Origin of the sequence: Thermococcus sp. (assembly GCF_026991495.1) — an archaeon.
GTDB lineage: Archaea > Methanobacteriota_B > Thermococci > Thermococcales > Thermococcaceae > Thermococcus.
Window position 1 is genome coordinate 1 of sequence record NZ_JALXBJ010000025.1, and the last position, 19463, is coordinate 19463.

Sequence of the window (19463 nt, forward strand, 5' to 3'; positions counted from 1 at the left end):
ATGGAGAGAGGAGATTGTGAATGGTAGCTCTTCTGCACGCGTTTCAATGAGGTCAAAGAAACTCTAAAACGGACGTTCGGCATTTGCTAACCCCTGTACCTCAGCAAGTGGATGTCCCTGATTAAGCGGTGCCTCTCCTCGTAGTCGAGGTATCTCCCCAGAACCTCGAAGCCGAGCTTTCCGAGCCACTTCCTTTCTTTTCTGTAAATCCCCCCGTCACTCAGCCTGTAGGCAGGGAAGACGAAGACGACCTTTGCGTTCCTCTTGAGGACGTCGGTAAAGCTCTCGAAGACATGGTAGTAAAAGCGATCGAGCTCGTTGGCGAGCTTTATCGCCTCCCCCCTGCCCGGGTTCCTCCGGAGAGGCTTTCCGAGGTACGGCTCGGTAACTATGGCATCAAATCTCTGTCCAAAACAGCGTTTCAGTTTTTTAGCATCGCAGACCTCCAAATGGGCCGAGTTCTTAAGGCGGAACTCCTTCCTGAGCCAGGCGATGTTTCTCTTGGCCTCCTTTACGCGTTTCTCATCCCTGTCACTGCCGTAGGCGTTCAAACCCTGAAGGATGAACTCTTGGAGAACAGTCCCTATCCCGCAGAAGGGGTCGAGGAAGTTGCCCTTTCTGACCTCCGTGAGGTTCACCATTATCCTCGCCAGTCTGGGGGGTATTGAAAGGATGGGCCTCTGAACGGGCCTTTCAACGTCGAGCTTCTTCAGCTCGAAGGGGTCTGTAACCTTAACTGTCTCTCCAACGAGGAAGCTTCCATCCTCGCGGAAGAGGAAGACGAAGTCTTTAACCTCGGGAAAGCCCTTCAGAATGAGTTCCGCCGGCATCGCGTACACCTTGGCCGGCTTGAAGAACTTCGCCGGGCCTTCGGCATTAAACTCCTTCTTTATCTCACTCCCGAGCTTCCTCCAGAGCCTCCAGTCGTCCCTCCCGTAGAGGCTGACCGTGAAAAGTTTTGAGTATTCGAGGTCTTTTATAGCCTCCTCACCCTCGCCGATTACCTTAACCAGCTTGAGGGAACCGCCGAGCCAGCGGAAGCAGCCCTCAATGCTCCGCGGCGAATCGAAGAGCAGCCAGTCCCGATATTCGCCGGTTATTCTAACCTTAAGATTAAATCTGCGGGTAAAGCTGTAAAATTCCGCCCTGCTGAGCCCTGGATTCTTGCCAAAGATTACGCTGTACATAGAAAGGCCTTTACTCAGCCTTTTAAAAGCATTTGGGCCGATAACGTTAAGAACCTTCTATTCAAAAAATAAACCGGGGGTGCTCTAATGCTAATACCCGAGATAATAAGCACGGCAGAGGTCATCCGGGATCCCTACCTCCGGGCCGTCACGTACGCTAAAATCGGTGAGCGCCTTTCTAAAGCCCGTGATCCAAACTTCAAGTTGGTATTCCTTAAGGCCGTTGAAACGGCGAAGATGATTGATGATCCCGTGAAAATGCTTAGGGCCCTCCTGTCAATAGGGTACTCAATGCGCAAGGCCGGACTGAAGACCTCGAAGAAGCTCTACCAGCGCGTTGTTGAGGACTCCGCAGAGCTCCCCCCGCCGGTGCGCGATGAGCTCATGGCGGTAGCGGCCAGGTACATGCTCGGACTCGGCGGAATTGGGGACGCGATCATCTACGCCTCTAAGATAGAGGATCCAAAGCTCAGGGATACGGTTCTCCTCCAGATCATACGGCGCAACACCTCTCTCATAGGGACAGAGAAGGTCCGCGTCGCGTACAGGATAAGGAAGAGTAAGATGGCCCTCGAACTCATAACCACTGAGCCGGCCCGCTCGAAGGCCCTGATAGAGATAATGAAGTCCTACTTCCTCATGGACAGCTACGAAAACGGGATAGGGACAATAGGCAGGATAAAGCTCAAGGAGTGGGCAAAGCACGCGTTCAAGGAGGCCCTCTTCTTCATGAAGGAGAGGGGGGTCCTTGAGAGGTACGTCCTCAACCTAAAGACCCTCGCGAAGGAGCTCGTGGAGAAGTTCGGGGATGAGTTCAAGGTTGAGCTCGCCATATCCTTCGCCCTCGCAGAGGAGCCCCTTGAGGCCGTTGATCTCCTAAGGAAGTTCGGGGAGAAGGAGATCCTCGTGAATGCCGCCCTCAGACTGCTTGAGGTCTCCCCCCACTCACTGCCTAACTTCATCAGGGTTCTGCGTGAAGACGAGGCCACGCTGGTTGGGAAGGCTATAATGAACCGCTTCCTTGAAAAGCCCGACGAAGGTGATTGGGAAACCGTGAGGGCACTCTGGGAGCGCTCGAAGAGCGACGAGCTGAGGGTGAAGATAGGGAGGTACTCCGTTCTCAAGGACGACATAGACGACGCGCTGCGCATAGCCTCCGCGATAAAAGATGAGAGGCTCAGGTCCATAGTGCTGGCAGACGTCGCGCACAGGCTCCTCAAGATAGGGGACGTATCTCGCGCCATAGACGTGGCCCTCGGGGTGAGGGATCCGCGCTTCTCCTCAATACTCGTGGCCGAGATACTCCTGAGCGCCCTCGACAGGGAGATAGACAGGAGGGTGATGGTGAATGGAGCGGCTAAGGGCTCTAATGCGCAGCAGGGACAGAAGTAACACCGTTGACTACGTGAGGGAGCTCTCGCAGACGATACTCGAGGGCAAGCTTATGGGTGAGGAGGTGCTCTTCAGGGACGCTGTGGGGGAGATATACTCCGCCCTCAGGGGCGAACTCTTCAGCGGAAGGAAGAGCTCCATCCCCCGGGAAAAGCTCATAGAGGCCTATGAACTGGCCGTTATCCTTAAGTACCTCGTCCAGGACGGGGTTAAGACCTCAATGGAAATACTCGAGGAGCTCGTGAAGATCCTGTCCTGAGGGCAAAGCTTAACTCCTTTTCCTCTTAACCCCTCCGGTGGTTCCATGCTCTTCGAGGTTGAGATCCCGACAAGGGAGAGATTCCAGATAGTGGACGTAACGGAGAAGATCCAGGAGGCCGTCTGGAAGGGAAAGATGAAGCACGGGCTCGCCGTGGTTTACACCAAGCACACAACGACGGGGCTTTTAATAAACGAACCCGAGGAGGGACTCCTCCAGGACTTCAAGGCCAAGATGAAGGAGCTGATCCCCAAAGGGGCCGGCTACCTTCATGACAGGATAGACAGCAACGCCCACTCCCACCTGCGTGCAGGCCTTCTCCTGAACCCGGAGGTCGTCATCCCCGTTGATCAGGGAGAGCTGCAGCTCGGCACGTGGCAGAGGGTGCTCTTCGTTGAGCTCGACGGCCCGAGGCACAGGCGCGTTATCGTCATGCTCTGCCCCTGCAGTGAGTACCCGGAGGAGGAGTGAGGGATTAGAAAGGTTTATCGTCCCGGGCGCTGAACATGAACCGATGAGGATCGTAAAAGTCCCGGGGAAGGAGAAAGTGGGGGTCGTCCCCTACGGCTCGGCTCCTGAGGTTGAGCTCGACATCGAGGTAGTCCCAGCGAGGGGGTATCTCATCGTCCGCGTTACCAACCCCAACCTGAGCAAGGTCGAGATAAGCAACGCAGTGGAGCTCTACGAGTACAGGGGTTTCTGGAAGAAGGTTGAGTTAGGGATCGTCTTCTTAGAGAGGAGGATCGTTCTGATCCCGGGCGAAACCCACGTCCAGAAGCTTCCGGTTGAGCTCCAGCCCGGGCGCTACCGCATCGTGCGCTTTGCCTACATCGACGGAACCCGGGTGAAGGTGGAAAAGGAGTTCACAGTCCCTTAGACCAGAAACGCCTTAGATGGAGCCTCATCTTGGTCAAATCAACGGCCCTCATCGTCTCGACCATCCAGTCGGGCAGGTCCTTCCTCACGCTCCTCCAGAGGACGCGGTAGTCGAGGATAACTATGCTCCCCCTCTCCTCGGCCGAGCGGTGAACCCTTCCGGCTGCTTGAACCAGCTTCCTGTGAGCCGGCAGGTAATAGCCGTAGTAACGGCCCTTCCCCGGGAACTTCTTTTCGAAGTACCTTATCTGGGCCTGAACCCTTGGGGTTGGCCTCGCGTAGGGTATCCCGACGAGGATCACCCCGTTCATCTCGTCCCCGCTGTAGTCCTGTCCCTCGCTGTTCCTCCCACCCATGACCCCGAGGAGGACAGCACCGTTGGCCTTTGCATGAGCCTTGAACTGGGCAACCAAAAGATCGTTTTCTCTGGAGGACGCGCCCTGCTTCTCGACGAAGACGGCCTTTCCAGTCTCCTCAATGCGAACCTTCAGGTTTGTCGAGAGAAGCCCCTGCAGAACCTCGTAAGAAGCTGCAAAAACCCCGACGTTTTTTGGAATCATCTTTACCGCCTCGACTATGTAGTCCGCCATCTTCCGGTAGAGTGCCAGGGAGCGCTCATCTCCTCTCGTCGAGACGTCTTTGGCAACCAAAACCTGTGCGTTTTCCCTCTTTACCATCCTCGGAAACTTCTTGAGGCGGGCCTTCTCAATGCCCATAACGTCGCGGAAGGCCTCAAGCGGTGTGAGTGTGCCGGAGGTGAAGACAGCTGAGTGCGTCTCCCTCAGGAAGGTGAGGGCCTTTGATGGGTCGAGGGCGACGAGCTCAAGGCTTAGACCGCGCTCCCTCGTGAGAAGGAAGAGGTAGTCGTCCCTGCCGATGAGGGAAAACCAGAGGAGAAGGAACTCGCCAGTTCTGCCGACGTAGGAGCGCGGTGGCTTCCCCTTCTCTATTCTGTCCTCCCTTATGGCATCGCCGACGGCGACCATCTCGTTCAGGGTCTTGACGAGCCATCTCGGCGTTAAGCTGAGAACCTCGATGACGTGGGAGAAGGCCTCTTCTGGCATTATGGGAACTTCATCGGTTTCCCTCTCGGCGAGCTTCTCCCGGTAGAGTATCTCAAGCCCCCTGCCGAATATGCTGAGGAAGTTCGCTATTTCGTGCTCGTTGTACTCTTCAGCTTCCTTGATGGCCCTGTTCACGGCGTTTATGCTCAGCCTGTCGCTGAGAGCTGAGATAGCCTGATCAGGAAGGTTGTGGGCCTCGTCGAAGACCACTATCAGGTCGGAGTAGTCGATGCCCAGCGAGCTCATCAGGCTCTCCCTTATGCTTGGGTTGAGGGCGTACAGGTAGCTCGCCACTATAACGTCGGCCTTCTCGGCTATCTTCCTCGTCAGGTCGTAGGGGCAGAGTTCGAGGGTTTCCGCGTAGCTCAGTATCTCGGCCGGATGGCTCGGCTCCTGAAGGAAGAAGCGGACTAACTCATCAAACTCGGCCTTCTTCTTTTTCTCGTTCTCGTAAAAGGGGCACTTCCCGAGCTTCTTCAGGTTCTTGCAGACGACCATAGCTGTGTAGGCGTCGCTCGTGTACTCCCTCAGATAGCTGTGGAGGCAGAGCTCCTTCCGGCTCCTCAGCTCGACACCGGAAACGGGGTTCTTGGCGTTTATCGCCTTCAGCTCCTCTATAACGCGGTCCATCTGCCTGTGCGTCCTCGCGAGGTAGAGAACCTTGAGGCCGAGCTCTTTGGCAACGGGGAGAGCTCCGGCCAGGACGCCTATCGTCTTCCCGAAGCCGGTTGGCGCTTCGATTATGGCGTTCTCTCCCCTCTCGGCAGATTTCCTAACGAGCTCGATGAACTCAAGCTGGTGCTCCCTTGGTTCGTAGGGGAAGTAGTCACCCGTCATCTCACGACATCCCTCACTTTTCCTTTAACCCTTCCGGCCAAAGATTTTTAACCTTGCCTGCCATCTGGTCTCGGGGAGAGCATGCGTCTGAATGAAAGGACAGAACTAAACGTCGAGAAGTTCGCGGAGTACGTCTTAGAGGCCCTGATCCTCGGATGGTTCATGTACCTCTTCGCCTATCAGAACTACCTGCTCTACAACTGGCACAGGGGGCTGCGCCTCCCCTCTAAGGCCCCCTCCCTGCTCGTCGGCATCCTGAGCGCTGCGCTCTTCCTCTTCTACGGTTTTCGGCGCTCCATAGTGGTTGAAAGGGAGGAGCCAGCTCCCCCTGTAGCCCGGAGGACGGGGGTCATAAAGGAACACGTTGGAGAGCTCGACGAGTTCGACGAACCCGAGGACTTCATCCCAGAGAGGGAAGAAAAGGTGGACATCGACGAGCTCTGAGGGCCCGCCGGGCTTCTGAGGATCAGAGCTTGAGCTCGGGAATGTGCTCTAAGACCTTAACCGTGAGCTCAACGCTCGCGTCTACGTCCCTCTCGTCAACTACCTCGGTGTTGGAGTGGATGTACCTCGCTGGAATGCTTATTCCACCGCTCGGGACGCCGCTCTTGTTGAGGTGTATCGCCCCTGCATCCGTCCCCCCGCCCGTGAGGATGTCCCACTGGTAGGGTATCCCGTACTTCTTCGCCAGCTCCTCCATCCACCTAACTATACTCGGGTGGCAGATGACGGAGCGGTCCATGATCTTTATCGCGGTTCCCTTTCCGAGCTGGGTTATCTGCTTGTGCTCCGGCGTTCCTGGGACATCTGCGGCTATGGTGACGTCGAGGGCGAAGCCGTAGTCGGGATCGATTCCGAAGGCGGAAACCTTGGCACCGCGAAGGCCGACTTCTTCCTGAACGGTGGCAACGAAGTAGATATCTGCTTGGGTCTCGGCGAGCTTCCTCGCGGCCTCAACGAGTGTGTAAACCGCTATCCTGTCGTCGTGGGCGATGCTGACCAGGCGGTGCTTGCCGAGCCTCTCAAGCCTGCCGTCCCATGTGATGACGGTTCCTATCTTCACTCCCATCTCCTCGGCTTCCTCCTCGCTCTCGGCCCCGACATCGATGAATACCTGGTCCCAGGTCGGCGCCTTCTTCCTGTCTTCGGGCTTCTGGATGTGCGGAGGAACGCTTCCACCAACGCCGTAGATGAACTTGTTAGGCCCGATCCACACCTTGAAGCGCTGGGCTATCAAAGTTCTCGGGTCAACGCCTCCAACGGGGGCAACGCGGAGAAAGCCGTTCTTCTCGATGTGCGTCACCATGAGGCCTATCTGATCCATGTGGCCCGCGAGCATTACCCTCGGGCCCTTACCCTTCCTGTGGGCGATGACGTTTCCGAGCTTGTCGACCTTTATTTCATCGACGTAGGGCTTGAAAGCCTCTATCACAACGTCCCTGACGCCGAGGAACTCGTAGCCGGAAACGCCCGGCGCCTCTATAATCCTCTTCAGGAGCTCAAAATCGACCATTCCCATCGCCTCCACTCAGATTTCCGTCTGAATGTGGGGTGAGGGATATTTAAGTTTTTCCAAAAGCGAGACCAGCTCCCCAGCGGTTAGACAGTCCGGGCAGTCCTGCCTGAAGCTCCTGGCCACGAGGAGGTATCTTCTCTCCCCTCCCACGGAACGTTGTGGGCCTTGGCCATTAGCCTGCCGATTTCCCGGTAATCGTCACCAAAACTAGCCCGGATCTGGAGAGGGTGAACGCCCTCCTGAGGGCTTCAATCTCGTCCCGCCTGTTGTAGAACTTCATCATTATCCACCAACTGGATTATCCAATAACTGGATAAAAACTCTGCTAAGGGTAGATTCTGACCCCCATCGCCCTCTCGCCGTTGTCGTAGATCTCGCGGATTTTGAAGAGGTATGCTGGTGTTTTACTCCAGTCCCTCGGCTTCTCCGGGCGGTGAAACGTGTCGTGGACGGCGTTGGTGTACTCCCATATCGCGTCGCCCTCGTGAACTTCAACCTCACAGCGAACCTCGTAGGAAGTGCTCGGTGGGGTAAAGAAGAGTATCGTCGCCTCTCTGCTCCCCGAGGTGACGTTCCGCCATGTGTGCTTCTTCGCGAGCTCAAGGGAGACGAACTTCGTGAAGTCTATCCTCTCGCGGACGTATATCTCGTTCAGAAGGAACTCAAGAGCTTCTCTTGGATTGTATGGCCTTCTCAGCTCTTCCCTCAGCTTCCCTATCGTCTCCGCGAGGAGCTCCTCGCGGTGGATGAAGCCGATTCCTTTTATCGAGCCGTTTACTCCTGCTTCACCACAGGTTATTATCGCCGCGTTGTGCCGAGTAAAGCCTATCAGCGCCTCAGGCCCGAACTTCCCCTCGGCGAGCTTCCTTATCCCGGCAACCCTCTCCTCGAAGGCGTAGCGGATGAACTCCTCGGGTATCATCGAACCACCGCTTAAGATTGCCCCAAAGTTAAAAACGCCTTTCGGTCTAATGCCAGCCATGGGAAAGCCGATCCTGCTGAAGCTGAAGACCCTCCCGTGCACCTTCATCGAGAGGTTCAACCGCTTCGTGGCCTTAGTTGATGTAAATGGGGAAATCAAAAGAGCCCTTATCACGAACACTGGTCGCTTGGAGGAGTTCATGATCCCAGGAAGGAGGGCTTTCTGCCTTCCAAAAACCGGGGGGAAGACGGACTTCGTTCTGGTCGCGTTTGAGGACTTAGGGGGAAAGGGGGCCGTGATAGACACGAGGACTCAAGCTAAAGCCTTCGAGAGGGCCGTTGAGCTCGGATTGGTTCCCTGGCTGAGCGGCTGCAGGATAAAGCGGAAGGAGGTAACCGTCGGAAAATCCCGGCTCGATTATCTGTTCGACTGCCCGGGTGGAGAGGTTTACGCCGAGATGAAGAGCGCCGTTTTGAGGGGTGGAAAACGCGGAGAGTACGCGATGTACCCGGACTGTCCATCAACGAGGGGGCAGAAGCACATAAGGGAGTTGATAAGTCTGAGAAAGGCCGGAAGAAGGGCGATGATATTCTTCATTGGGGCGATGCCCGGTGTTGAGAAGTTCAGGGCCTACGAGAGAGGCGATCCGGAGATAGTGAGGCTTTTGATGGAGGCGAGAAAAGCAGGGGTCGAGATCCACGCCCTGAGCATCTCCCTGCTCCCGGGCGGAGAAGTGGTCGTTGAGAAGCCAGAGCTGGAGATCGAGGTTTAGATCGCCTTAACCCTTCTTGAGACCTTTGGCCTGGGTTTGTAGAGTATCTTGCTGCCGCAGTAAGGGCAGCGGACTTCTCTCGTGGTTTCGAGATCGAGTTCGACCTCCCTTCCGCATTTGGCACAGCGGTAAACCGCCTTCACCATACCTTTCACCTCAAAATTTGGGGTCAGGCCTTGGAGGCCGTTACGCGCTTGGCAACCCTTCCGGCCGGCGTGGCCGGCAGGTAGGCCCCACCTGCGAAGGTTGCACCGCACTTCTGGCACTGCCATATCCCGGTGCTTATTCTCTTGACCGCCCTTCTCCCGCAGACGGGGCAGACGTGCTTCTGCTTCATCCTGGCCTCAACGGCCGCGACCCTTCTCCTGATCTTGAGACCGTACCTGGTTCCAAACCTTCCAGCGGAACCAACCTTTGCAGTCCTTCCCATGATCATCACCCCTGAGTTATCGATTCATGAGACTGTTGGCTTTTTTCGGGGACGTTTTATAAACCTTTGCCCCCATTCATTAACGCCCCGGGACTGCCTCGGCCGGCAGGGCCAATTGGATTTTTATACCGTGCTGTGGAAACGCCTGAGGTGGTGAAGGTGATAGAGGTGAAGGTCGTTGGAAGGGGGGTTGAGATGGAGCTTGAATGGAGGAGGGGAATGCTCGTCAAGGACGTCCTTCGTGAGGCAGGCTTCAACACCGAAAGCGCTATAGCGAAGGTGAACGGCAGGGTCGCCGTTGAGGACGAGACGGTGAACGATGGGGACAGGGTTGAGGTAATCCCCGTTGTCTCGGGGGGATGAGCTTACGACTATCAACGATATCAATATTGGCGTTAAGCGAAATCCTTTTAAGGAGATGCGCACCAAAACCACTCAGGTGAACTCGCATGAAGGGCAGAATAAACCTGTTAAAAAGAAAGCTTGACGTTGTCAAGAAGCAGAAGGAGTACCTGATCCTTGAGGAGGCGAAGCTCGTCAGGATGTCGAGGCAGAAGAAGGCCGTCTCCAGAAAGCTCGATAAAATTCGCAGGGAGAAGTTCCAGGTTCTCGCGGAGGAGGCAAAGCTTCTGAGGGTTATAAGGCAGAGCAACAGCCCCGCATGAGTTTTTCTTTCCCCCGATTTCCATTGCCAAAGCTTAATAAAGTCTCTTCTGTAGACTCTTCAGGACAAAGTTGAGAGGTGGTTTTAATGCCCAAGAAGGCCAAGGAGTACCCTGAGGAGGGGGAGTTCGTCATAGCGACCGTTAAGAACATTCATCCCTACGGTGCTTTCCTCAAACTTGACGAGTACCCAGGGAAGGAAGGCTTCATGCACATAAGCGAGGTCGCACCGACGTGGGTCAAGAACATCAGGGACTACATCAAGGAGGGCCAGAAGATAGTCGCCAAGGTCATCCGCGTCGACCCGAGTAAGGGGCACATCGATTTGAGCCTGAAGCGCGTCAACCAGCAGCAGAGGAAGGCCAAACTCCAGGAGTACAAGCGCGCCCAGAAGGCTGAGAACCTCCTCAACATGGCGGCGGAGAAGCTCGGGAAGAGATTCGAGACGGCCTGGAGGGAGGTCTGGGTTCCCCTTGAGGAGGAGTACGGGGAGGTCTACGCGGCATTTGAAGACGCCGCCCAGAACGGAATCGATGTCCTGAAGGGCCTCATAAGCGACGAGTGGATCGAGGCGCTGAAGCCCATAATCGAGGCCTACGTCGAGGTCCCAACGGTAACGATAGACGCGGAGTTCGAGATAACGGTCCCAAGTTCGAACGGCGTTGAGGTGATAAGAAACGCCCTGATCCGCGCGCGGGACAGGGCCAATAAGGAAGCCGAGGTAGAGGTCAGGTTCACTTACCAGGGCGCCCCGCGCTACAGGATAGACATCAGCGCGCCGGACTACTACAAGGCCGAGGAGGTTCTCGAAAGCATTGCCGACGAGATCCTCCGGGTTATCAAGGAAGCCGGCGGGGAGGCCACCCTCATAAGGAAGGAGAAGCGCATCAGGAAGATCAAGAAGAGGGGTGGCTGATGCACTTCAGGATAAGGAAGTGTCCGGTCTGCGGGAGGTACACCCTGAAGGAGGTCTGCCCCGTCTGTGGGGCCAAGACCAAGGTAGCCCATCCCCCGCGCTTTTCGCCTGAGGATCCCTACGGGGAGTACAGGCGAAGGCTCAAGAGGGAGCAGCTGGGCATAGTTCATAAGGGTGAGCGAAGATGATGGAGAGCACGATCTACGTTCTTGAGAGGCCAATGCTCAGGGATCCGATATTCATCGAGGGACTCCCGGGAATAGGCCTCGTTGGAAAGCTCGCGGCGGAGCACCTGATACAGGAGCTCAAAGCCGTAAAGTTCGCGGAGCTCTACTCACCGCACTTCATGCATCAGGTCCTCATCAAGAAGAACTCGGTCGTCGAGCTGATGAAGAACGAGCTCTACTACTGGAGAAACCCGGACGAAAGCGGCAGGGACATCATAATCATCACCGGCGACCAGCAGGTTGCCCCGACGGACAGCCCGGGTCACTACGAGGTAGTCGGAAAGATCCTCGACTTCGCCCAGGCACTCGGCGTCAGGGAGATAGTGACCATGGGCGGCTACCAGGTGCCGGAGCTCAACGGCGAACCAAGGGTTTTAGCGGCCGTAACCCACGAGGGGCTGATTGATTACTACAAGGGGAAGCTGAAGGACTGCCAGATGGAGGTCCTCTGGAGGGAAGACGAGGGCGGGGCCATCGTCGGGGCGGCCGGGCTCCTCCTCGGCATGGGCAAGCTCCGCTCTATGTTCGGCATAAGCCTCCTCGGCGAGAGCTTAGGGTACATAGTGGACCCCAAGGCGGCGAAGGCCGTGCTCTCAGCTGTTACGAGGATACTCGGGATAGAGGTGGACATGAGCGCCCTCGATGAGAGGGCCAAGGAGACGGAGGAGATACTCCGGAAGGTTCAGGAGATGCAGAGAGCGATGCTGGAGCAGCAGATGCCGCCTAGCCCAGAGGAGGAAGACAGGGGCTACCTCTGATTTTTCTTTCCAACCCCCAACCCATGGTTGATAACACCAATATAGCAAAAGAGTTAAAAATCGTGCCACCATTTCTTTAATTGATAACACCAGGAGGTGCTCGCCTTGCACATCCCCGACGGCTACCTCGGTCCCTACACCTTCGGCTTTTTTTACGCAGTTATGATACCGATATGGTACAGGGCGTTTAAGTGGCTCAAGAAGCTCAGACCCCAGCAGGTTCCGCTGCTCGGCGTCCTGACGGCCTTCGCTTTCCTCGTTATGATGTACAACATGCCGGTTCCCGGCGGGACAACGGCCCACATAGTTGGGGGCACGATAATAGCCGTACTCATAGACCCCTGGGCAGCGACAGTTGCCCTCACGATAGTCCTCCTGATCCAGGCGCTCTTCTTCGGCGACGGGGGTATAACTGCATACGCCGCAAACGTCTTCAACATGGGGGTCGTCCTGCCCTTCGTCGGCTACTACACATACAGGTTCCTCAACCGGAAGCTCGGCCTGAGCGAGGTTCTCTCATCGGGCATCGGCGCCTACGTTGGGATAGTCACCGCGGCAACGGTAGCTGGGATAGAGCTCGGGATACAGCCGTACATACAGCCCGGCTACTGCCCCTACAAGCTGAGCGTTTCGGTTCCGGCGATGGCTATAGCACACCTCGTAACGGCGGGCCCGGCCGCAGCAGTGGTCACGGCCGCCGTCGTCTGGTACGTGAAGAAGAGCAGGCCAGACCTCTTCGAGATGAGGACGATCATGAAGAGCAGGGGGTGAGTGGATGGACAGGCTCACCAAGACCCTACTGGTAGTAGTCGCCGCCCTGATAATCCTCTCGCCGATAGGGATACTCCTCGTGTGGAACTACAGCGACGCCTGGGGCGAGTGGGACGTCTCCACCGTGGAGCACATGGTAGGGCAGAAACTGCCCGGAATGGAGAAGCTCGCCAACTCCTGGAACCACGCGGTTCTCCCGGACTACAACGTCCCCGGCTGGGAGGACAAGCTCCACGCCTCAATAGGCTACATAATCTCTGCCGTGGTGGGGGTTGCGGTTGTACTGGCCGTCTACTACATACTCGTCCGCCTTGCGGCCGGGAGAGGCCCGGCCTCCTGAGGCTTTTTTTGGTGATCCCCATGGGCTTCCTTGAATCAACCGCCCGGGAGGTCCTTGAGTTCACGACGGAAGCCGTCTTTTCCGAGAGGTACGCGAGGGCCGAAGGCCTCCTCCAGGGTTTAGACCCACGGGTTAAGCTGGTCTCCCTCTTCACCCTTGTCACAGCAGTCGTGATGCTTAAATCAATGGGGGCGCTCCTCGTGTTCTACACAATCCCCTTGGCTTTGGCCGTCGCATCGGGGGTAAACCCGCTCGCGTTCGTCAAGAGGGTCTGGCTCTTCATCCCCCTCTTCACCGGCGTGATAGCCCTCCCATCGATCTTCATGATACCTGGCAAGGAGCTCTTCACGGTTCCCATACTGGGATGGGGCGCAACGAGGGAAGGCGTTTACTGGGCGACCCTCTTCACCCTCCGCGTCGCGACGGCGGTCTCGTACGCCATCCTGTTCACGATGACGACGAGGTGGAACGACGTTGTATCAGCCCTCTCCAGCCTCCGGGTTCCCGGCATGGTGATAACGATAACAACCCTCGCCTACCGCTACCTCTTCCTGCTCGCGAAGCTCCTCCTCGACGCCATGCACGCGAGGAGGGCGAGGCTCGCCGGCGACCTCGGGATGGTCGAGAGCTGGAAGGAGGCGGGAAAGCATATAGGGGCTACGTTCATAAAGGCCAACGCCTTAGGCGAGGAGGTCTACTACGCCATGCTCTCAAGGGGGTACGACAACGAAGTCGTAAACCAGTCCGATCTCCATTTCAGCGGAGCCGACTACGCGGCCTCCGCGGCGACCGTCCTGCTCGTGCTCCTCGCCTTCCTGTTAGAGAGGGGGTTGCCATGAACGTCTACGAACTCAGGGGGGTTTCCTACAGGTACCCGACCGGGAGCTGGGCCCTGAAAGGGGTGGACATGAGGGTTGAGAGGGGTGAAACGCTCGCGATAGTCGGGCCCAACGGTGCCGGAAAGACGACTCTCCTCAAGATAATGGACGCCCTCGTAATGCCGACCGAGGGGGAGGTGTTCTTCGAAGGGGAGCCCGTAACCGAGGAGACGATGACCGACCGCGGGTTCCGGCGGAAGGTCGGCTTCCTCTTCCAGAGCCCGGACGTCATGCTCTTCAGCGCGACGGTCTTGGAGGACGTGGCCTTCGGGCCGGTTCACCTCTGGGGAAAAGAAAAGGGCCTTGAAAAGGCCAGAGAAGCCTTAAAGCTCCTCGGGATAGAGAACCTCGCCGACAGGCATCCCTACAGCCTCAGCGGAGGAGAGAAGAAGAAGGCCTCGATAGCGGCTGTGCTCTCGATGGAGCCGGAGGTTCTCCTTCTCGACGAGCCGACGCGGGATCTGGACCTGAGAAACAGGAACTTCGTCCTGGAAATGATAAAGCGCTGGAAGAGAGAGGGGAAGACCGTGGTGGTGGTCAGCCACGACCTAAGGCTGATTCGCCTCGCGGACAGGGTCTACGTCATCAATGGGGAGGTGCTCTTCGAGGGGACCCCGGGGGAGCTTTTCTCAAGGCCAGAGCTGGTAGAGAGAGCGAACCTCGACGTCCCGGAGATAGTCAGGCTCTTCCACCGGCTGGGAATCGAAGAGGTGCCGATGAGCGTCGAGGAGGCGGCTGAGATACTGAAGAGGAGGTGCTAAGACTCCAGCTTGAGCCTGAAGAGCCTCTCAACCTCCCCCCTGACCTCATCCACCTCCCCGCTAAGGACGAGCTTTCCACTCGCGATGACGTAGACCCTATCGACCACCGGGAGGAGGGGCTCCCAGATGTGGCTGATTATCACGAAACTCCTCTTCCCGCGCTCCTCTTTGAGGAGTTTTACAAACCTCCCCATGCTCTCAAAGTCCAGGTTCGCCAGCGGCTCGTCTATCATGACCAGCTCTGGATCTCCGACGAAAGCCTGGGCCACCGCGAGCTTCTTCAGCATCCCGGAGGAGTAGTTCTTGGTGATCTCATCGAGGAAGTCCAGCCCGAAGAGCTTTGCAACCCTCTCGACCTCTTCCATACCATAGCCCTTCGACCTCGCTATGAACTCAAGCCACTCCCTCCCGGAGATGAGGGGAGGGAAGGAGACCGGGTCGTAGGCCACCCCAATTCTCATCTTCACAGCGGCGTCCCTCCAGGGGTCCTTTCCCATGAGCCTTATCCTCCCGGAGGTCGGCCTGTAGACGCCGGTGGCGAGCTTGAAAAACGTGCTCTTCCCGCCGCCGTTCGGGCCGAGGATAAGGTTCGTGCCCTCTGGAATCTCAACCGTAACCCCGTCGAGGGCCTTTATGCTCCCAAAGCGCTTGATAAGGTTCTCTGCCTCTATCAACTCCACCACCTCCAGAGGAGAAAGGCGAGGAGAACTGACAGCACTCCAACTGAAACCCAGAGGACGCCCTGGGTTCTTGAGGTTGGGTAGAGCTCCGAGATGTAACCCGAACAGAACATACTGCCGTTTGTGTAAAGTGAGTAGGTGCCTTCATGGGGGATCACAACAACCCTGCTAACGTGGGGTTCAACGGGGATATCCAAAAGATTTCTGCCCGAAAGCTGATCCTTCAGCAGAAGGCTTCCCCTACCGTTGCAGGAGATGTTGAGGAGAGCCCATCCCGGGGAATGGAAGGGGATGTAGCTGAGCCTTCCGCTTTCCAGCTGGATCTTTCCCGGCCCGATGTAGCCCCGCACATGCTCGTTGGCCCTGTAGGCCGCCAAAAACGACATCAGCATCAGGATCATAATAACCAGGAGACCGATTAAAAAGCGGTGCCTCATACAACATCCCCCCTGAGGAATACGACGAGGGAAAGCAGCAGGAGGGTGATTGGAAGGGCGAGCCCGGCGGCAGCGTTCGCAGGCGAGAAGGGAGTGCCCCCGTTGAGGACAGCAGTGAAGCCCTCAACGAAGGAGAAGGGGGGTAACATTAGGGATGAGAAGTAGGGAACCACCGTAACGAAAAATGCCGCTAAAAACGAGAGGAACATGTTCTTAAAGAGCACACCGAAGAGAACCGAAACCGACAGCACAAAGAACACGAAGTAGAAGGTGAGGACGAGCTCGTAGAGGAAGGTAGTACTCCCCAAAAGGGACCAGAGCACGGGGGAGAGGTCGGCGTTCAGGAAAACCGCAACGGCGATGAGGGGGAATATAGATGCAAGAACGGCAAATACGAGGGTGGAGGCAACCTTTGAGAGGTATATCCCAAGCTTCGAGTAGGGGAGGGAATAGAGCGAGAGGGCATAGCCCCTGTCCCTGTCGTACCTGAAGGTCAGCACCGAGATCACAGACGTGAACAGGGACAGGAGGATCCAAAAACCCGGGACAAGACTCGGATACACAAAGAGCCAGTGGGCACTCATGCTCGACGTTGCAGTGGACGGGGAGAAGGTGGGGGGTTCGTTTCCGTGAATAAGCGCGAGGCCCGCCATGGAGTGAAGGTAGCCCGCGGCCAAGAGGTATGAGAGGACGGGAACCGTAATCACGGCAACTAAAACCTTCAGGGGATCGCCGACCTCCCAGGAAATTAAATTCCCTTTCATGCCTTACCCCTCCTCCACAGCAGCAGGCCCGCTATTACGACGGCAGTTAATCCCCCGACCCCAACCAGCCAGTACCTGGATGACGGCCTGGGCTCGTAGACGGGAGCGGGGGCTTCAGAAGAGGTTCCGGCCGTTTTTGGAACCTTTAGGGAATACAGCATGACCCCAACTGCGGGGTATTTGCTTATTGAGAAATGGGCGCCCTCCTTTGAGATCTCATTAAAGTACTTATTCGTGAGGCTATCCACGGCGATGAGCATCTTAACTCCGATGGCTTCCAAATCCGGTATAAACCCAAACATACCGGAGGTCACATCGTTGCCGGGATTGAAATTGAGGACGGTTCTACCGGTTGCGTTTCCCCCGAGCGTCATTACGCTCACAGGGGGGTACTTTATGAATAGGTTTGGGGGAGTAAAGTCGCGGTAGTAGGTTACGTGGGTTATGTTCACCCTCCTCATTGTTTCGGGCAGGTATGGTTTTCCGTTTATGACTACGGGGAGCTCCTCCTTGTTTGAAATGTAGAGCCCGAAGAGGAGAGTATGGCCGTAGTAAGTACCGTTGAGCGAGTAAACCGAACCGTTCGTGAGCACCAATTTATACTCCCCTGAAACGGTGAGGTTTTTGTAGAGGTCGTCCTCAAGCCTCTTCCCCCTCGGCGAAAACGGGGTGGAGTTGATCAGCGGACCGGGCAGGGGCTTACATGATGCCGGGCGGACCACGTTGACGTAGGAAAACGGCCTGCGAAGTACGGGATTTCCCAGGAAAAGGAGCGTTACGTTGACGTAGGCCGTGTTCTCCGTCACCCGCTGGACCCTGAACTTCACAAAGATCTGCTGGAAGCCAATGGAGTATGCGCATTTACCGTGTACATACTCCACACTTCCTCCCCATGCATACGTTTTAGCCGGGGTTGCATTGGCGTAGTATTCCAATGTGGTGCCGCTTTTAAACCAGTAGGGTACGGTAGCAGTCCCGACAGCTCCGGAGGCCAGAGGGAGCAGCAGGGTCAGCAGGGCGATTGCACTCAAAAAGAAAAGGGACTTCATCGGAGCACCTCCTGAAATTAAATCGAATTGGGCGGAATGCCTACTGAAGCAATAACCCCGAAATAGGCGCCCATAACGTCTCCGTATGCAATGGTTTCGACAGAGTACAGGGTATTATCAGGGCAGTAACACCACAGATCCCCAAGTCCATATGACCATCCGTAGTGCGTGTCGTCGTACCAGTAGGAAGGAGAGCAGACGTAGAAGTATGCTGTGGCACTTGCACCGATCCCTCCGAGCAGCGATATACCATTGGTCTCTATATCCTCCCCGTACCATACGCACTTGGAGATCTGCTTGTAGTGGACATCAGCTGGCTGAGGAGCTGATGCAACGCTTGCCGCTTTTACAATGCCACTCAACAGTCCAGTTGCCACCAGCATTCCCAATAGCCCCCAACAACAACTTTCGGTGTTGCATTGTCCCCCCCAATGATGTTGAGGGCAGTATAAACTCTCATATCATAAATTTAAAGTTTTTGTTCGAATGTACGCACTATATTCCAACAACAGTTTTGGGATTTCACTCTCCATTTAAAATCCCCGACCCACGGCGAAAAGAACTCGGTGGGGCAGAAAAGTAAAGGGCCCCTTCAAGCCCTGAGGGCCTCCTCAAGCAACTTTAACCCGAACTGGAGATACTCCTCTGCCTTCTCCTCGCTCTTCGCCTCGCTGAAGACCCTGATTATGGGCTCGGTTCCGCTGGCCCTGACCAGAACCCAGCCGTCGCTGAAGAGGATTTTTGTTCCGTCGGTGGTGTCCATCTTATAGCCCCTTGCCTCTGCAAGCTCGGCGACCTTGGCCACTACCGCCCTCCTGTCGCCTTCGACCTTTCTCTTCGTCTTGAACTGGTAGTACCTCGGGAGCTCATCGATCAGCTCGCTGAACTTTTTGCCTGACTTCGCGAATATCTCAACTATCTTTGCCGTCGTCATCGCCCCGTCCCTTCCCAAGACGAAGTCCGGGAATATTACGCCGCCGTTCTCCTCGCCGCCTATCGTTCCGCTGTGTTCAAGGAGAGCCCTCGCGACAATGAGGTCGCCGACTTTGGTTCTCATCACCTTCGCGTTGTTCCTCTCCGCTATATCATCAAGGAGGTTTGAGGTCGCAACAGTTGTAACGAGAAGCCCACCGCCCTTCTCTCTCAGAACGGCATCGGCAACGAGCGCGAAGGTCTTGTCGCCCTGGATGAAGCGTCCGTTCTCGTCTATGAAGACCGCCCTGTCAGCGTCACCGTCCTGCGCAACGCCGAAGTCGGCACCAAGGGCCTTGACGATCCTCATGAGCTCCCACAGGTTCTTCTCCGTCGGCTCGGGGTTTCTGGCCGGGAAATGGCCGTCCGGATGGGCGTTTACAGAGACGACCTTACAGCCGAGCTCCCTGAGGAGGTAGGGAAGTGTCAGAGAGCCGGCGCCGTTTGAGGGGTCAACGACGACAAAGGGCCTGCTCTTCCCTATCGCCTCGACGTCAACGCGGGCCTTTATCGCCTCGATGTAGGGCTTTATTATATTCTCCTTCCTGATTTCGCCTATCTCGTCCCATTTAGCTCTGTCAAAGTCCCCGTTGAAGAATATCTCCTCAACTACCGCCTCGCGTTCCTTCTTCAGGCCCATACCGTTCGGCTCAAGGAGCTTTATTCCGTTGTACTCCGGCGGATTGTGGCTGGCCGTTATAACCGCCCCGCCATCTGCCTTGAAGTGGTTGGTAGCCCACTGTATTGCCGGCGTCGGGGCTATTCCAACGTCTATGACGTCACAGCCCACGCTCAGCAAACCGCTGATTAAAGCGTCCTTGAGCATCTCACCGCTGACGCGCGTATCCCTGCCGACAACAACGAGCGGCTTTTTCCTGCCCTCCCTCTTGAGCATCGTCCCGAAGGCCATGCCCATCTTGAGGGCGAACTCAGGGGTTATCCTCTCGTTCGCTATACCGCGAACTCCAAAGGTCCCGAAGAGCTTTCCCATC

At 56.5% G+C, this 19463-nt stretch carries 27 protein-coding genes; 15 read left to right on the top strand and 12 right to left on the bottom strand.

Annotated elements, in window-relative coordinates; genetic code table 11:
* Positions 1-86: 86 nt before the first annotated feature.
* On the bottom strand, positions 87-1187 hold the full coding sequence (locus MVB78_RS02955; protein WP_297487681.1) for a TRM11 family methyltransferase: 1101 nt from the start codon (positions 1185-1187) through the stop codon (positions 87-89).
* Positions 1188-1274: 87 nt separating this feature from the next.
* On the opposite strand from MVB78_RS02955, the gene MVB78_RS02960 reads away from it, so the two are divergent.
* Genes MVB78_RS02960 through MVB78_RS02975 form a run of 4 tightly spaced genes read left to right on the top strand, consistent with a single transcriptional unit; the run spans position 1275 to position 3715 of the window.
* A complete protein-coding gene (locus MVB78_RS02960; RefSeq protein WP_297487683.1) occupies positions 1275-2579 on the top strand; it encodes a prenyltransferase in 1305 nt (434 codons plus the stop codon).
* Positions 2536-2838, top strand: a complete 303-nt coding sequence (locus MVB78_RS02965; protein ID WP_297487685.1) for a hypothetical protein — start codon at positions 2536-2538, stop codon at positions 2836-2838. The genes MVB78_RS02960 and MVB78_RS02965 overlap by 44 nt, the downstream gene beginning before the upstream one ends.
* Positions 2839-2883: 45 nt before the next feature.
* Entirely contained in the window at positions 2884-3309 is a 426-nt protein-coding gene (locus MVB78_RS02970; protein ID WP_297487687.1) for a secondary thiamine-phosphate synthase enzyme YjbQ, read from the top strand.
* Between the two features lie 43 nt (positions 3310-3352).
* Complete coding sequence (locus MVB78_RS02975; RefSeq protein ID WP_297487689.1) at positions 3353-3715, top strand: immunoglobulin-like domain-containing protein; 363 nt, start codon at positions 3353-3355, stop codon at positions 3713-3715.
* Here the strand turns inward: MVB78_RS02975 and MVB78_RS02980 are convergent.
* Positions 3702-5615: a helicase C-terminal domain-containing protein gene (locus MVB78_RS02980; protein ID WP_297487690.1), complete on the bottom strand. Its 1914-nt coding sequence runs from the start codon at positions 5613-5615 to the stop codon at positions 3702-3704. The two genes, MVB78_RS02975 and MVB78_RS02980, sit on opposite strands and share 14 nt — an antisense overlap.
* A gap of 81 nt (positions 5616-5696) precedes the next feature.
* Between MVB78_RS02980 and MVB78_RS02985 the strand changes: the two genes are divergently transcribed.
* Positions 5697-6059, top strand: coding sequence for a hypothetical protein (locus MVB78_RS02985; RefSeq protein ID WP_297487692.1), 363 nt, complete (start codon positions 5697-5699; stop codon positions 6057-6059).
* A gap of 22 nt (positions 6060-6081) precedes the next feature.
* Here the strand turns inward: MVB78_RS02985 and MVB78_RS02990 are convergent, their stop codons facing one another.
* Both MVB78_RS02990 and MVB78_RS02995 read right to left on the bottom strand, forming a co-directional pair.
* Positions 6082-7128: a M42 family metallopeptidase gene (locus MVB78_RS02990; RefSeq protein WP_297487830.1), complete on the bottom strand. Its 1047-nt coding sequence runs from the start codon at positions 7126-7128 to the stop codon at positions 6082-6084.
* A 328-nt stretch (positions 7129-7456) separates the two neighbouring features.
* On the bottom strand, positions 7457-8053 hold the full coding sequence (locus tag MVB78_RS02995) for a hypothetical protein (protein ID WP_297487694.1): 597 nt from the start codon (positions 8051-8053) through the stop codon (positions 7457-7459).
* Between the two features lie 58 nt (positions 8054-8111).
* Here MVB78_RS02995 and sfsA point away from each other — a divergent pair, with 58 nt between their 5' ends.
* Complete coding sequence (gene sfsA, locus MVB78_RS03000) at positions 8112-8825, top strand: DNA/RNA nuclease SfsA (protein ID WP_297487696.1); 714 nt, start codon at positions 8112-8114, stop codon at positions 8823-8825.
* On the opposite strand, the gene MVB78_RS03005 is transcribed toward sfsA, so the two are convergent.
* A complete protein-coding gene (locus tag MVB78_RS03005; RefSeq protein ID WP_297487698.1) occupies positions 8822-8971 on the bottom strand; it encodes a DNA-directed RNA polymerase subunit P in 150 nt (49 codons plus the stop codon). The genes sfsA and MVB78_RS03005 overlap by 4 nt on opposite strands.
* A gap of 23 nt (positions 8972-8994) precedes the next feature.
* Positions 8995-9255 (bottom strand): 50S ribosomal protein L37ae, encoded by a 261-nt coding sequence (locus MVB78_RS03010; RefSeq protein ID WP_297487832.1) that lies wholly within the window; start codon positions 9253-9255, stop codon positions 8995-8997.
* Positions 9256-9414: 159 nt separating this feature from the next.
* On the opposite strand from MVB78_RS03010, the gene MVB78_RS03015 reads away from it, so the two are divergent.
* From MVB78_RS03015 to MVB78_RS03055, 9 genes are all read left to right on the top strand, one after another.
* A complete protein-coding gene (locus MVB78_RS03015) occupies positions 9415-9618 on the top strand; it encodes a MoaD/ThiS family protein (protein ID WP_297487834.1) in 204 nt (67 codons plus the stop codon).
* 86 nt (positions 9619-9704) lie between these two features.
* Positions 9705-9920, top strand: coding sequence for a hypothetical protein (locus MVB78_RS03020; protein ID WP_297487700.1), 216 nt, complete (start codon positions 9705-9707; stop codon positions 9918-9920).
* Between the two features lie 86 nt (positions 9921-10006).
* On the top strand, positions 10007-10834 hold the full coding sequence (locus MVB78_RS03025; RefSeq protein WP_297487701.1) for a translation initiation factor IF-2 subunit alpha: 828 nt from the start codon (positions 10007-10009) through the stop codon (positions 10832-10834).
* Positions 10834-11022 carry an RNA-protein complex protein Nop10 gene (locus MVB78_RS03030; protein WP_297487703.1) on the top strand — a complete coding sequence of 63 codons (189 nt, stop codon included), beginning with the start codon at positions 10834-10836 and terminating at the stop codon, positions 11020-11022. Before MVB78_RS03025 ends, MVB78_RS03030 begins: the two co-directional genes overlap by 1 nt.
* A complete protein-coding gene (locus MVB78_RS03035; protein WP_297487705.1) occupies positions 11019-11819 on the top strand; it encodes a proteasome assembly chaperone family protein in 801 nt (266 codons plus the stop codon). The genes MVB78_RS03030 and MVB78_RS03035 overlap by 4 nt, the downstream gene beginning before the upstream one ends.
* Before the next feature lie 96 nt (positions 11820-11915).
* Positions 11916-12590, top strand: coding sequence for a cobalt transporter CbiM (gene cbiM, locus MVB78_RS03040; RefSeq protein ID WP_297487707.1), 675 nt, complete (start codon positions 11916-11918; stop codon positions 12588-12590).
* Between the two features lie 4 nt (positions 12591-12594).
* The gene (locus tag MVB78_RS03045; RefSeq protein WP_297487709.1) at positions 12595-12930 is read left to right on the top strand and encodes a PDGLE domain-containing protein; all 336 of its coding nucleotides are present in this window, start codon (positions 12595-12597) and stop codon (positions 12928-12930) included.
* Positions 12931-12950: 20 nt separating this feature from the next.
* Positions 12951-13769, top strand: coding sequence for a cobalt ECF transporter T component CbiQ (cbiQ, locus tag MVB78_RS03050; protein WP_297487836.1), 819 nt, complete (start codon positions 12951-12953; stop codon positions 13767-13769).
* Positions 13766-14569 carry an energy-coupling factor ABC transporter ATP-binding protein gene (locus tag MVB78_RS03055; protein ID WP_297487711.1) on the top strand — a complete coding sequence of 268 codons (804 nt, stop codon included), beginning with the start codon at positions 13766-13768 and terminating at the stop codon, positions 14567-14569. The genes cbiQ and MVB78_RS03055 overlap by 4 nt, the downstream gene beginning before the upstream one ends.
* Here MVB78_RS03055 and MVB78_RS03060 read toward each other — a convergent pair.
* The 6 genes from MVB78_RS03060 to glmM form a co-directional block, all read right to left on the bottom strand.
* Entirely contained in the window at positions 14566-15243 is a 678-nt protein-coding gene (locus MVB78_RS03060) for an ABC transporter ATP-binding protein (RefSeq protein ID WP_297487838.1), read from the bottom strand. The two genes, MVB78_RS03055 and MVB78_RS03060, sit on opposite strands and share 4 nt — an antisense overlap.
* Entirely contained in the window at positions 15240-15686 is a 447-nt protein-coding gene (locus MVB78_RS03065) for a hypothetical protein (RefSeq protein WP_297487714.1), read from the bottom strand. Before MVB78_RS03065 ends, MVB78_RS03060 begins: the two co-directional genes overlap by 4 nt.
* Positions 15683-16450, bottom strand: a complete 768-nt coding sequence (locus tag MVB78_RS03070) for an ABC transporter permease (RefSeq protein ID WP_297487716.1) — start codon at positions 16448-16450, stop codon at positions 15683-15685. Before MVB78_RS03070 ends, MVB78_RS03065 begins: the two co-directional genes overlap by 4 nt.
* Positions 16447-17499, bottom strand: a complete 1053-nt coding sequence (locus MVB78_RS03075; protein WP_297487718.1) for a hypothetical protein — start codon at positions 17497-17499, stop codon at positions 16447-16449. The genes MVB78_RS03070 and MVB78_RS03075 overlap by 4 nt, the downstream gene beginning before the upstream one ends.
* Positions 17500-17516: 17 nt before the next feature.
* Entirely contained in the window at positions 17517-17888 is a 372-nt protein-coding gene (locus MVB78_RS03080) for a hypothetical protein (protein WP_297487720.1), read from the bottom strand.
* Between the two features lie 203 nt (positions 17889-18091).
* Entirely contained in the window at positions 18092-19462 is a 1371-nt protein-coding gene (gene glmM / locus MVB78_RS03085; RefSeq protein ID WP_297487721.1) for a phosphoglucosamine mutase, read from the bottom strand.
* Position 19463: the final 1 nt, after the last annotated feature.